Raw genomic sequence first — 13,665 nt, 5'->3', positions numbered from 1 at the left:
CTGAGGTGCAAATATTTTTCAGAAACGTTCGGAATTAGGGGTATGAAGTGGGAAAGGATCCAATAAGTAAAAGTCAAGTAAAAAATTCGTGTCGCCCTAACGGCCATTAGTAAGGGAAGTGAAACCTCAACCCATCTTCAAAAAAATAAGTGAACCATCCTGCGGATACGGCCCAACCCACCGCACAACTACCTGCGGCGAGCACCAACGAACCCGCCCCATCACGGCCACAGACCTCGTAGTGTCAACAACATGCCGTACTACGCCGTCGAATATCACTACGACCCCGCTACCGCAGCACAACAAGACGAGCTACGCCCATCTCACCGAGCTCACCTGCAGCACCTCGCCGACAATGGCCTGCTCATCGCTTCTGGCCCCCTAAGTACCAGCCCGGCCTCTGCCCTGCTCATCTTCCGCGCCGAGAGCGAAAATCACATCCGAGAAGCCCTCGCAAACGACCCGTTCCAGGTGCACGGTTACGTCACCGACTGGACCATCACCCCCTGGGCACCAGTCATCGGCGTATTCGCCGAAAAATAATCCGCCTCTCTCACACAGAATCATCAGAGCCCACTGACGCCTGTTCCTGCGCGCGGCGCTTGTTCTCTAAAGCACGCAGCGCCGCCGCTACTTTGGCTCGCTCCTTCCGGCGTGCCATCGGAGTATCCGCAGCCCGCGCATCAAGCTGATCTAGCCACCTATGAAATCGCGTTTTCTCCAGCTCAGCATTCGGATCATCCGCAACGCCAGCCTCACGTTGCTTTCGCTGCTTACGCTGACGCCGCATCTCTCCAAGAGCCAACAACAGCCCAATCAATAACGGCTTGATGATTTCTTCATGCTCAGCTAGCCACCCAAGCACCACCTGCAGCCACCATGGCAACGTGATCTGCGGCCACGGAATCTGAATATCAGGCCACGGGATACGCGGAAGATGTATCTCAGGCCACGGGATCTGCGGCAAATGAATCTCTGGCCACGAGATACGTGGCATATGGTCAGCAATCCATTCAATCACCGGCGCCAAAAGCCACTTCACAAACGCCGTTACCCCAAGAAAAGCAATGAGGATTCCACCAGCTTTAAAAGCCACGTGCCGTAACGCAAACAACACCGGGTGCTTCCGACCCCATGACTGCGTTTTCTCTGCACGGCTCCCCACTGGAGCGTCAAAATCTAACTCAGCGTCACCATCATAGGCAGTGGCATCTTTTACCCTGCCTAAAAAGCTAAGGCGAACCCGAACTCGACAATCTCTACCAACGGTAATAGACCGGTTATCGGTACTGTTTTTCTTGTCGTAAATCTGCTTTCCATCAACACGCAACACAAGTCGTGCTTCCCTGCTCGGATACACATCAAGCTCGTACGAGACTCCCCGAAGCAGGCACGTCCACGTCTGCTTCACTGGACTATCGCCACTTGGCTCAAAAGTCTCTGTTGTATCCGATGACATAAGTAAAGTTAATCAGCCCGAGAGAGGCAACAGCCATCTCTCGGGCTGAATAACCGCTATCAGCGAATCATGGACTTCGGGAAGCCAAGATCAGCCGAAGGCTTTGGCTTACCCGGAGTGAACAACCACGCCTCAAAGAACGGGCGCAAATCCTGTGAGGTGTGTTTATTGGCGTACGCCATGAACTCCTGGACACTGCCATGCCCATGTCGGTGTGAAGCCACCCAGCCTCGAACAATCTTCCAGAAAGCTTCCTCGCCAACCTTGTTCCGCAATGCCTGCACAGTCATAGCGCCACGGTCATAGACAGCCCGGTTGAAAATCTGCTTCGGGCCAGGATCACCAATCTTGATCTTCCAGAAGGAAGAATCCTGCGCATAGTCTTTCCAGGCTTGAGCGAAAGCCTCATCAGCATTGGGGCCATCGTGCTTCTCGGCGTACAGCCACTCAGTCCACGTCGCGAAACCCTCATTGATCCAGATATCTTTCCAGTCCTGCACCGACGTGGAGTCACCAAACCACTGGTGAGACTGCTCATGGACAATGAGTGACAAGTCATGTCCCTTAGCCCAGAACTTGTTCGAGTACACCGGACGTGACTGGTTCTCCAATGCGAAACCCATGTCAGCGTTAGCTGCAATACCACCAGTCGTTGTAAACGGGTAAGGGCCGTACGTCTTCGACAGCCAATCAATCACCGATGGAGTCTTCGCCAAATCTTCCTTGGCGCGCTTCACCCACGGTTCTTTGCTCTGCGGCGTCGCCGTCAACCACGGGATCCCCGAGCTTGTCTTCCCGCGCAAAATGTCATAACGGCCAATCACGGCGAAAGCCAGATAAGGCGCCATCGGTGTGGACTCCTGCCACGACCACGTATCTGTACTTCCCTGGTTCGTTACCTTCTGCAATGAGCCATTACTCAAAGCCTTCAAGCCCTTAGGTACATTCAAAGAAATAGAGAAGGTTGCCTTATCTCGAGGGTGATCATTGCTCGGGAACCACCACGAAGCGATATACGGCTGACCAACAGCAACAGCCCCATCAGAAGTCGTTATCCACGGCTTCTCGCCATCAATCTCGATCTTCTCAGGAACGCCTTTATAGGTAACAACAATGTTCGTCTTCGCGCCCTTAGTCAAAGCCTGCGCCGGGCGAACTACCAGCTCATGAGCGTCCTGACGAGAAAAAGAAGCTGGCTTCCCATCCACTGACACCTTTTCAGGAGTTAAAGCCAAATCAAGATTAAACTGCGTGAGATTCTGCGTAGTCAAAGCAGTGATAGATGTTGTTCCTGTGACGGTTCGCGTCTTCGGCTCGTACGAAACGTTCACATCGTAATGCTGAACGTCATAACCGCCATTGCCATGATCAGGGAAATACGAATCACCAATACCAGGAGCACCCACAGTGCCATCCTTGCTCGGCACGGCAGCCGTATGAGCAGAAGAAGGCTGCGCCATGGCAGGAAGAGAAACTGCAGCCATCGCTGAACCCGACAAAGCGAGCGCGGCAGCTAACGACAGGGCAATAGGTCGACGGAAAGAAAAATTCGTCATGATGGTCCTCGACGGTGCGAAGGGATCGGACGCGACCAGCATCCTCCTACGCAAAGCCCCCCATCGTGACCAAAAAAGACGAAAAGCATTACCTAAGTAAGAGACACATCAACAAAATGGCAGGGAGAAGGGACTGTTAGAGCCGCGAAACACCTCGCCAGAAACACTCCTGCATTCGGGCGTGTCGCCACCACTGGACTGCCCCTACCCCTGACAGCTCACCCAGTCACGCTCTCAAACGGGCGCCGCCGCATCCGGTGCGGCAACACAAAACCTGCAGCACGGTCCACATCCGCAACAGAAGACTCCAACCTGCCCTCCCACGCAGCCAAAGCACTGGCCGCCCGAAGCATCATCAAATCCGCCCGATGCCCATCCACCCCCACCGACAAACTCGTATTCGCGATGTGCAACATCACCTCCCGAGAAGTAGTGACTTTCGGCAACAAATCCATCGCAGCCGTCACCCGAGCAGCCAAATCCGCATCCGAAGGCGCATACTCCGCAGCGAACCCCACCGGATCACTCTCGAAAGCAAAACGCCGCTCCATCACCTCAATCCGCTCCTGCGGATCATGAGAACCCTCCACCGTGACAACCATCCCGAAACGATCAAGCAACTGCGGACGCAACTCACCCTCCTCAGGGTTCATCGTCCCCACAAGAGAAAAACGCGCCGGATGAGCCAATGAAACCCCTTCACGCTCAACCGTGTTCACACCCATCGCGGCTGAGTCAAGAAGCAAATCCACCACATGGTCATCAAGCAAATTCACCTCATCCACATACAAAATTCCCCGGTTCGCCGCAGCCAACAAACCCGGCTCAAAATGCCGCTCACCCTCCCGAAGTGCCCGCTCCAAATCAAGCGTGCCCGCCACCCGATCCTCCGTCGCACCCACCGGCAACTCCACCACCGGCACCGGCGAAAACACCACCTGCTCATCACCCGTACACGACAAACCCAACTCACGACACAACCCACCCTGCTCACCAGGAGCCAAACGGAACGGACATCCAGCCACCACCTCCTGCTCAGGCAAAATCGAAGCTAACGCCCGCACCGCCGTCGACTTAGCAGTGCCCTTCTCACCACGAATCAACACACCAGAAAGAGCAGGATTAACGATGGCGAGAATAAGACCAAGCTTCATATCCTCCTGACCCACAATTGCAGTAAAAGGAAAAGCAGGGCGGCTCATCGACAAACCTTTCGTACAGAAAGAAAACGCAAAAACCCACAAAAAATTAGCAAGACGATCACAAACGATCCCTCACAAGAGAAACAAGCTCCTCAGCGCGCAAATCCTCGACACTGTGACACGTAGCCCCCAACGCATCAGCCAAACGCGAAGCCAAACCAAGACGAATACCGCGACGCCCCCGCGATGCCTCACTGGGCTCAGTATCAACAACTATCCACTCAACACGTGAATCCTGCCCCAACTCACGCGCAACCCGCTCAGCCTCGCCCAACCCATTACCCCTACTGCCATCAAGACGCACATTCCCGCGACCATCAGAAATAAGCAACACAAGAGGCCGCAAATTAGGTTCCTTAATCAGCAAAGGCCGCAAAACCTCCCCAGCTGCCACAAGACCGGACGCCAACGGAGTACGACCCCCCGTAGGCATCTCCTCCAAAAGATCCGCAGCACGCTCCACCGAAGCAGTCGGCGGCAAAAGAACCTGCGCACCCTGCCCACGAAAAGACACCAACGCGACCTTGTCCCGCTTCTGATACGCATCCATCAACAGCGACAACACCGCACCCTTAGTGGCACTCATACGCCCACGCGCACCCATAGAACCCGACGCATCAACAAGAAAAAGAAGACACGTCCCCACCTGACGCTCACGAACCTTCACCTGCCAATCACTACGGCGAATAAACACCCCAGACCCCACCCCAGCAGCCTCACGACGCGAACGCTGATAAGGAGCCGCCGCCCGCAACGTGGCATCCACCGCCACATCCAAACCCACACCACTGACATCACGATCCATCGCTGGGCGCGCACGCACATACCGCCCCTGACGACCCGCACTACGCGTCCGCATCCGCCGCCCAGACCCCTTACGCGCCAACCTATCCTGCGTCGGCGCCAACGGCTTTACCCGCAACGAAGCCCCCACTGGCGCCACCATCGGAGCAACCTGCCCACCAGCCTCACCAGCCTCACCAGCCTCACCAGCCTCACCAGCCTCAGCCCCTCCACCATCAACACCCGCCCCCGAAGACGACGAAGAAGAATCCTCCACACCCTCATCAGCAGAAGACGGCGAACCTTGCGACTGCGGAACATCCTGAGACTGCTGCAAATCAGGCTGCGAACCCGGTTGCGAATCCGACTGCGAACCCCCCTCCTGCTCAGCAGACGCACTAGGAGGCGGCCCCACCTCACGCCGACGATGCACCAACACCATCTCCGCCACCACATCAACATCACCCACCGACACCACCGAACGCCCCTCCAACGCCGCCAACGCCCGCGCCGCATCAGCCATCACCACATCAGCCCGATGCCCCGCCACACACGCCTGCTGCGACAACCCCACAATGTGCGACTCCACATCCCGCGGAACCACCACCCCATCAAACGCCACCCGCGCCGCAGCCACCCGCGCCGCCAACAACTCCTCCTCCTGCGCAAAACCAGCACAAAAACCCACCGGATCGGCATCAAACGCCGCCCGCGCCACCATCAAATCCACCCGACGCTGCGGATCCCGCTCCGCCTGCACCTCCACACACAAACCAAACCGATCCAACACCTGAGGACGCAACGCCCCCTCCTCAGGATTCATCGTCCCCACCAACGCAAAACGACTCGGGTGAGACAACGACAACCCCTCGCGCTCAACCCGATTCACGCCACTGGCGGCAGCATCCAACACCAAATCCGCCACATGATCATCAAGCAGATTCACCTCATCCACATACAAAACCCCACCATCAACCTCAGCCAACAACCCCGGCTGCAACGACGGCACCCCCGTCCGCATCGTCACCTCCGAATCCAAACCACCCACCACCCGATCCTCCGTAACCCCCAACGGCAACGTCCTCATCGGAGCAACCCCACCATCCACACCAGGCAACAACGACGCCAACGACCGCACCGCCGTCGACTTCGCAGTCCCCTTCTCACCCCGCAACAACACCCCACCCAGCCGCGGAGCCACCGCCACCAACAACAACGCCGTACACATCCGCTCCTGCCCCACCAACGCAGAAAACGGAAACACACCACCGACACCGCCACCAACAACCCCAGACACACCCCCATCCTCCCACCCAACACCCGTCCACGACACCCAACCAAACCCCCAACAAACACACGAATTCACTTGAAAAAACGCCCCAACCCGCCGATGAGACACCACAAGCACCACAACACAAACACTCGTACGACCAAGACACCACCGCGGCCCCCTCACCGCACCCACCAAGGAGGCGAGACCCATCGCGGGCAAAAACGGAAAAAACAGGGCCGACGCCGCCACCCAAGTACAAGCCCTCGCAGTAGCCGTCATCGACATCGCCGCGGCCGTCTCCGACCTGCAACAACGCATCGCCGCACTCCAAGCCACCCTCAACAAACCCCCCACCGACGAAACCCCAGATCTACGCCTAGTCCCGCCCCACACCGAAACCCGAGAAAACCGCGCCCGCGTCCGCGCCAACCATCCCTCCAACACCCCACCCACTCTCACCCGCGCCGCCCAAGCCCAAGCCACCGACGCCCAACGCGCCACCAACGCCACCCTCACCAAAAACACCACACCCCCCATCCCCAACCTCCTCGCCCGCGTACTGGCCAACACCGAAACCACCACCACCGACGAAACCACCACCGAAACCACCCCCCCACCAACCCAACCCACCTACCAACCCGCCGCAACCAACACCCCCACTCTCCCCAACCCCCACCTCAAACCCTGGCAACACACCGCCATCACCGCCTGGAACAACGCCGGACACATCGGCGTCATCGAAACCGTCGACACCGACCGCACCCCCCTAGCCCTCGCCGCCATCACCGACGCCCTACGCGAAGGCCTACGCACCGTCCTCATCACCCCCAGCGACGCCCTCGCCAACCAATGGCACCAACGCATCCACCACGCCTACCCCCAACTCACCCTCGGCGACACCACCACCCCCAACGCCCACGTCACCATCACCACCGCCACCAACCTCGCCACACACAACCCCCTCAACCCCAACGAAGCCGCCCTCCTCATCGCCGACGAAGTCCACCGATACGCCACCGACGACACCACCCCCGCCCTCACCCCCCAATACATCCGACGCCTCGGCCTCACCGCCGAATACAAACGCGGCGATACCGGCGACGCCCAACACCTCTGGCCCTACTTCCGCCACGTCGTCCACCGCCTGGGCTACCGCGACGCCCTCAACAACAACCTCATCACCCCCTATCGCATCGCCCGCATCGGCATCCACCTCACCCCCGAAGAACACACTCAATACACCCACGCCATCCAACAACTCCACACCACCACAACCGACCTCATCACCCACCACGGCGCCCGCCCCAATACCAACCTCCACGCCTACGCCACCACCCTGACCACACAACCCGACCACCCCGGACACGCCAGCGCCACCACATACCTCAACACCCTCACCAACATTCGCACCACCCTGACCACAGCCCAAGCAAAACTCGACGTCATCACCGCCCTTGCCCCCATCATCACCAGCCAAGACGACCTCATCATCTTCACCGAAGGCACCGAAACCACCCCCCGCATCACCCAAGCCCTCACCACCATCCACCCCCACAGCCTGGCCATCCACACCGCCAACCCAGGCGACTCCAACATCCAACGCACCACACTGCATGCACCCCCCGAGGCCAACACCACAACCGAAACCATCTACGAAGGCATCACCTCCCCCACCGCAAACATCGGCATCGTCCTGAGCCCCACCCGCAGCAAACGACAAATGACCAGACGCCTCGCCTGCCTAGTCACCCCCAACACCAATCAACGCACCGCTCGCGGCATCGTCCTCTACGCCCTCGAGACCATCGAAGACACCCCCCAGCAACACGCCGTCTACAACGAAATGCTCCGCAACGCCCAAGCCACCGAACAATTCACCTTTCCTGCAGGACTGGCCGCCGCCCGCGAATTCCTCACCCCCTAAACCTCACCAACCACCGTCACAGACCACCCCGTCAACCCCGCCAACGACGCACCCACCTCACCCAACGCCGCCTGCCGCTGCGGCACCAACGCCATCAATACCACCGCCAACGGCAACCCCCGCAACGGCCGACACGCATCCACCAGCCTCGAAGAGGCCAACACATCCTTACCCTGATCCAACTGCGCCCGACTCACCAACGACTTACCCACCTCATCAGCCCCCCGCACACCCCCCAACGCCAAAGCCACCCCCAACAACAACACTCCCGACTCCGTGGCACCAAAAGCTGGCCGCAATGACCACGACGGATGCGCCACTGGCCCCTCACCCCGCGGCGCATCAGCAACACACCGAAACGTCCACCCACCTGGAGTCAGCAACTGACCCAGCACATCCGCATGATGCGGCAACGACCCCACCCGATCCCGAGGACCAGCAACCAACGAACACGCAAGCACGCGAAAACCTCCACATCGACAGGGCATTGGGCAACCAACACGCCCAGACCCCCATCGACCCACCCCCAACGCCCCAACAGCACATATCGAAAAAAGAGACAGAAGCTCCCACAAAACGAAAAATCACTGTCCATACTTCGGATCAGAAGGGGATTGTGAGTCAAATGTGAGACCCCCTGAACAAGAGGCCCTTTTTCATCACCCCACCCACCCCACGGTGAGGCATTCATCACCGATGTCCCACATAAAAGCCCTCTGGCCTGCGTGGACAAAGAACTCCACTTGTCCCACACCAGTGAACGATAGATAGTTCTAAACATGCGTACATCAGGGGGACGCCGCAAAGCGATTACCGCAGCGGCAATAACAGGACTGGTCGTCGCCAGCATCGGGACGGCTACTACAAGCCAAGCAGCTCCAAAAGAAACACGTAAACCAACTGCCACCACATCGGCCGCGGCCGCAAAGCCAGTAGCCAAGCCCAGCAGCAAAACGAAAAAGAACAGCAAAGTCGTCTACCTCACATTTGACGACGGCCCCAGCCCCAAATACACACCCCAGGTTCTGAACCTGCTCAAACAGCACAATGCCAAAGCCACCTTCTTCGTGCTCGGCGGCAACGCGAAAAACAACCCGAGCCTGATCAAACAGATCCGAGCTGGCGGCCACGCCATCGGCAACCACACCTACACACACCCATGGCTGACAAAAATCGCACCAAATCGCATTGCCAACGAACTCACCAGCACCGATGCCGCGATTGGTAGCCGCACCAGCTGCATGCGCCCCCCAGGCGGATTCGTTAACCAAACAGTCCGTAACGCCGTTGCTAAGCAAGGTAAAAAGGTGGTCATGTGGACTGTTGACGCCTCCGACTGGTCCCGCCCAGGCGTCAACACCATCGTCAACCGCGTCATGAAAAACACCCGCAACGGAAGCATCGTGCTCATGCACGACGGTGGCGGCCCGCGCAGCCAATCCGTCGCCGCCCTCGGGCAGGTCTTGCCGAAGCTAGCCAAAGCTGGCTACCGGTTTGAGACTTTGCCTCAGTGCCGCTGAGACACCCCGTCAGATAGGGCTCTGCCCGGGAACGTTTACGTAAACGTTCCCGGGCAGAGCCCTATCTCTAGCTCGTCTACCTAGCTTTGAGAATCCTCTAGGTCTCCCTCAACATCCATGTACACCTCGAGCAGCTGATCCATCAGATCCGAGTCCGGGTTCTCCCATAGCCCTCTATCTGCAGCCTCTTTCAGCCGTTCAACAATGCCGTGCAGCGCCCATGGGTTCGCGTGTTTCAAGAATTCCTGGTTCTTCTCATCTAGCACGTAGGACTCTGCGAGTTTCTCGTACATCCAGTCCTCAACCACGCCAGCGGTGGCATCGAATCCGAACATGTAGTCCACGGTGGCGGCCATCTCAAAGGCACCTTTGTAGCCGTGCCGCTGCATCGCGCCGATCCATCGTGGATTGACTACACGGGCGCGGAAAACACGAGCAGTTTCTTCTGCCAAGGAACGGGTACGCACCGCATCAGGAGTTGTTGAGTCACCGACGTAACTCTTCGGTGAGCTACCTGTTAGCGCACGCACCGTGGCGATCATTCCGCCGTGGTACTGGAAATAGTCATCAGAGTCGGCGATGTCATGTTCACGAGTATCGACATTTTTCGCAGCTACCGTGATGCGTCGATAAGCACGTTCCATATCGCCACGTGCAGGCACGCCATCGAGTTCACGGCCATAGGCATATCCACCCCACGTGGCGTACACCTCGGCCAGATCGGCATCGCTGCGCCAGTTACCTGACTCAAGCAGAGGCAACAGCCCTGCCCCATAGGTGCCAGGCTTGGAGCCGAAAATGCGGCTTGTGGCGCGGCGTTTTTCGGTGCCTTCGGCTACATCGGCGTGTACATGCGCACGAACATAGTTCTGATCAGCAGGTTCTTCTAGCTCTGCCACTAAGGAGATGGCGTCATCGAGCATGGTGACGACATAGGGGAAGGCATCACGGAAGAAGCCACTGATACGAACGGTGACGTCAATGCGCGGACGACCGAGTTCCTCCAAAGGAATCGGTTCAACGCCGGTGACGCGGCGGGAAGCTTCGTCCCACACAGGGCGCACACCAATCAGCGCGAGTACCTCGGCGATGTCGTCACCGCTGGTACGCATGGCTGAGGTTCCCCACATGGACAGGCCGACGCTCGGCGGGTATTCGCCAGTTTCGGCCAGGTAACGCTCGAGAAGAGTGTCTGCGAGCTGGCGGCCGGTTTCCCATGCCAGGCGCGAAGGGATAGCGCGCGGGTCGACTGCGTAGAAGTTACGCCCGGTTGGCAAGACGTTGATAAGGCCACGCAGCGGGGAACCGGATGGTCCCGCTTTGATGAATCCACCATCGAGGGCGTGCATGACCGCCTCGATCTCCTCTGCAGTGCCTGCGAGGCGGGGAACGACTTCGGTGCATGCGAATACCAAGGAGGCACGGACTGCGTCGATGTCGATGGGGGAGTCATTGGCGCTGATGTCGAGAACGCTAGTGATTGCCTCGTCGATAGCGGTGATGCCCCAGTTGGCGTCTTCGAGTGCTTGGACGAGGGCACGTGCTTGTTTTTCGATGGTGTCAACGCAGCTGCGGGCGCCGCCGCGGTCTGCGCCTTCATCGAGGCCGAGGGCGACTCGTAGGCCGGGGATAGCGCCGATGGTACCGCCGAACATTTGGTTGGCGCGCAGGATTGCTAGGACGAGGTTGACGCGTGCTTCGCCGGTGGGGGCTTGGCCGAGGGTGTGGAGTCCGTCGCGGATTTGGGCGTCTTTGATTTCGCAGAGCCAGCCGTCGACGTGCAGGAGCATGTCGTCGAATTCGTCTTCGCTGGGGCGCGATTCCAGGCCAAGGTCGCGGTCCATTTTGGCTGCTTGGAGCAGGGTCCAGATCTCGCCTTGGAGGGCGGGTGCTTTGGCCGGGTCCATGACTGACACGGAGCTGTATTCGTCGAGGAGTTGTTCGAGCCGGGCGATGTCGCCGTAGGTTTCGGCGCGTGCCATCGGGGGGACGAGGTGGTCGATGAGGGTGGCGTGGGCGCGGCGTTTGGCTTGGGTTCCTTCACCGGGGTCGTTGACGAGGAAAGGGTAGATGAGTGGCATGGAGCCGAGGGCGGCGTCGGGACCTGCGGTGGCATCTAGAGCCAGGGATTTACCGGAGAGCCATTCGAGGTTTCCGTGTTTGCCGACGTGGACGACGGCGTGGGCGCCGAAGATTTCGTCAATCCAGCGGTATACAGCCAGGTAGTGGTGCGTGGGGGGCAGATCGGGATCGTGGTAGATGGCGATGGGGTTTTCCCCGAAGCCGCGTGGTGGTTGGACGAGCAGGACGACGTTGCCGGCGCGTAGCGCGGCGCCGACGATTTCGCCGTCGGGGTCTTGGCAGTTGGGGTTGTTGTGGTCGACGTAGATTTTTCCGGGTGCTTCTCCCCAGTGCTGGGTCATGTCGTTTTGGAGTGGTTCGGGCAGGTTTGCGAACCATTGCCGGTACGTGGCGGCTGGGATGCGAATGGGCTGTCCGGAGAGTTGTTCGGCGGTGAGCCAGTCTGGGTCTTGTCCGCCTGCGTCGATGAGGGCGTGTATGAGGGCGTTTCCGCTGGTCGTTTCTGGGTTTTCGTGTTCGGGGGCGGCTGCGAGTTCGGTGTCGGTGGGGGGTTGGATGCCGGGGATGTCGCCGGGGTTCCCGACGTTGTATCCGGCTTGGGCCATGCGTCGTAGTAGTCGTACGACGGACACGGGGGTGTCGAGGCCGACGGCGTTGCCGATGCGGGAGTGTTTGGTGGGGTAGGCGGATAGGACGATGGCGATGCGGCGTTCGTGGGGTGGGATGTGGCGTAGGAGGCCGTGGCGGACGGCGATGCCGGCGACGCGGGCGCAGCGTTCTGGGTCGGGTACGTAGTGGGGGAGGCCGTCGTTGTCTATTTCTTTGAAAGAGAACGCGGTGCTGATGAGGCGGCCATCGAATTCGGGGATGGCGACTTGGGTGGCGACGTCGAGGGGGCTCATGCCGTCATCGCTGTTTTCCCAGCTGTTGCGGCTCCAGGTGAGGCAGAGGCCCTGGATGATGGGTAGGTCTAGGCGGGCGAGGGCTTCGACGTTCCAGGCTTCGTCGTCGCCGCCGGCGGTGACGTTGGCGGTGTTGGTTGCTGCTCCGCCGGAGGCTAGGACGGTGGTGATGAGGGTGTCGTAGGTGCTTAGGTGTTCGAGGAGGTCTTCGGGGGCTTCGCGTAGGGAGGCGGCGAAGATGGGGGTTCCGATGCCGCCTGCGTTGTCGATGGCGTCGGCGAGGGCATGGACGTAGGTGGTGTTTCCAGCGGTGTATTGGGCTCGGTAGAAGATGATGCCGATGCGAGGGCGTGGGTGTCCATCGGAGCGGGGTGTGGTGGGTTGGGTGCGCGGGAGAGTTCCCCAGAAGGGTTGTTGTGTGGGGGGTTCGAAGGCGTCGCCGGTGAGTAGGACGGTGTCGGCGAGGAAGGCGTGGAGGTTGGTGAGGTTTTCTGGGCCGCCTTGGGCTAGGTAGATGTGTGCTTGGGCGGCGACTCCGGTGGGGACGGTCGAGTAGGCCATGAGGGAGGCGTCGGGGGCTTGTTCTCCGCCGAGGACGATGAGGGGGGTGTTGGTGTGGTTGAGGTGGTTTTGGAGGTGGGTGAAGTGTTCGGGCATGCCGGCTGCGGAGCCGAGGTATCGGTAGATGACGAGGTCGGCGTCGTTGGTGAGTTGGTGGAGTTGTTGGGTGATGTGGTTGGTGGCTTTGCGGGTGTCTTCGTGGTGGTTGCCGCTGCCTTCTCCGATGTGGTGCCAGGCTTCGCGTTCAAGGCGACTGGGGTTGGCGTAGATGTAGTTGGCTCCGCTGCCACGGGCGGCGAGGAGGTCGGTGTCGGAGGTAGAGAGTAGGGCGATGCGGGTCACGAAGGCTCCTCGCTTGGGGGTGTTGCTGTGGGGTGCAACGCGGTTCTGACCATCTTAGTGA

Annotated in this window: 9 protein-coding genes and 1 pseudogene; 4 read left to right on the top strand and 6 right to left on the bottom strand. The window is 59.4% G+C overall.

Translation table 11 applies throughout. The features are described from left to right. The first annotated feature begins 252 nt into the window (after window positions 1–252). Window positions 253–543: a YciI family protein gene (locus tag CKV89_RS01790; RefSeq protein ID WP_028327261.1), complete on the top strand. Its 291-nt coding sequence runs from the start codon at window positions 253–255 to the stop codon at window positions 541–543. Between the two features lie 10 nt (window positions 544–553). Here CKV89_RS01790 and CKV89_RS01785 read toward each other — a convergent pair whose 3' ends face one another. From CKV89_RS01785 to CKV89_RS01770, 4 genes are all read right to left on the bottom strand, one after another. After that, entirely contained in the window at window positions 554–1,096 is a 543-nt protein-coding gene (locus CKV89_RS01785; RefSeq protein ID WP_154657639.1) for a hypothetical protein, read from the bottom strand. 422 nt (window positions 1,097–1,518) lie between these two features. Further along, window positions 1,519–3,015, bottom strand: coding sequence for a M1 family metallopeptidase (locus CKV89_RS01780; RefSeq protein ID WP_157728067.1), 1,497 nt, complete (start codon window positions 3,013–3,015; stop codon window positions 1,519–1,521). A gap of 218 nt (window positions 3,016–3,233) precedes the next feature. Next, complete coding sequence (locus tag CKV89_RS01775; protein WP_169714597.1) at window positions 3,234–4,217, bottom strand: ATP-binding protein; 984 nt, start codon at window positions 4,215–4,217, stop codon at window positions 3,234–3,236. A gap of 58 nt (window positions 4,218–4,275) precedes the next feature. Further along, the gene (locus CKV89_RS01770; protein ID WP_197697062.1) at window positions 4,276–6,873 is read right to left on the bottom strand and encodes a VWA domain-containing protein; all 2,598 of its coding nucleotides are present in this window, start codon (window positions 6,871–6,873) and stop codon (window positions 4,276–4,278) included. Between CKV89_RS01770 and CKV89_RS12660 the strand changes: the two are divergent. Continuing rightward, a pseudogene (locus CKV89_RS12660) lies at window positions 6,809–7,291 on the top strand (DEAD/DEAH box helicase family protein); the annotation flags it as partial. The gene CKV89_RS01770 and the pseudogene CKV89_RS12660 overlap by 65 nt on opposite strands. Window positions 7,292–7,993: 702 nt before the next feature. Beyond that, entirely contained in the window at window positions 7,994–8,197 is a 204-nt protein-coding gene (locus CKV89_RS01755; protein WP_028327267.1) for a hypothetical protein, read from the top strand. On the opposite strand, the gene CKV89_RS11610 is transcribed toward CKV89_RS01755, so the two are convergent. Then, window positions 8,194–8,658: a hypothetical protein gene (locus CKV89_RS11610; protein WP_154657641.1), complete on the bottom strand. Its 465-nt coding sequence runs from the start codon at window positions 8,656–8,658 to the stop codon at window positions 8,194–8,196. The genes CKV89_RS01755 and CKV89_RS11610 overlap by 4 nt on opposite strands. Before the next feature lie 318 nt (window positions 8,659–8,976). Here CKV89_RS11610 and CKV89_RS01740 point away from each other — a divergent pair, with 318 nt between their 5' ends. Beyond that, window positions 8,977–9,717: a polysaccharide deacetylase family protein gene (locus tag CKV89_RS01740; RefSeq protein WP_084441057.1), complete on the top strand. Its 741-nt coding sequence runs from the start codon at window positions 8,977–8,979 to the stop codon at window positions 9,715–9,717. 80 nt (window positions 9,718–9,797) lie between these two features. On the opposite strand, the gene cobN is transcribed toward CKV89_RS01740, so the two are convergent. Continuing rightward, complete coding sequence (gene cobN / locus CKV89_RS01735; RefSeq protein ID WP_028327270.1) at window positions 9,798–13,604, bottom strand: cobaltochelatase subunit CobN; 3,807 nt, start codon at window positions 13,602–13,604, stop codon at window positions 9,798–9,800. Window positions 13,605–13,665: the final 61 nt, after the last annotated feature.

Source organism: Dermatophilus congolensis (assembly GCF_900187045.1).
In the GTDB taxonomy this organism is placed as follows: Bacteria; Actinomycetota; Actinomycetes; order Actinomycetales; family Dermatophilaceae; genus Dermatophilus; species Dermatophilus congolensis.
This window is presented reverse-complemented; position numbering and strand designations above follow the sequence as displayed.

Bases quoted from the DNA above. Each gene is read 5' to 3' on its own strand.
- CKV89_RS01790 (WP_028327261.1), top strand. From the start codon at position 253: ATGCCGTACTACGCCGTCGAATATCACTACGACCCCGCTACCGCAGCA.
- CKV89_RS01780 (WP_157728067.1), bottom strand. From the start codon at position 3,015: ATGACGAATTTTTCTTTCCGTCGACCTATTGCCCTGTCGTTAGCTGCC.
- CKV89_RS01775 (WP_169714597.1), bottom strand. From the start codon at position 4,217: ATGAGCCGCCCTGCTTTTCCTTTTACTGCAATTGTGGGTCAGGAGGAT.
- CKV89_RS01755 (WP_028327267.1), top strand. From the start codon at position 7,994: ATGACCAGACGCCTCGCCTGCCTAGTCACCCCCAACACCAATCAACGC.
- CKV89_RS01740 (WP_084441057.1), top strand. From the start codon at position 8,977: ATGCGTACATCAGGGGGACGCCGCAAAGCGATTACCGCAGCGGCAATA.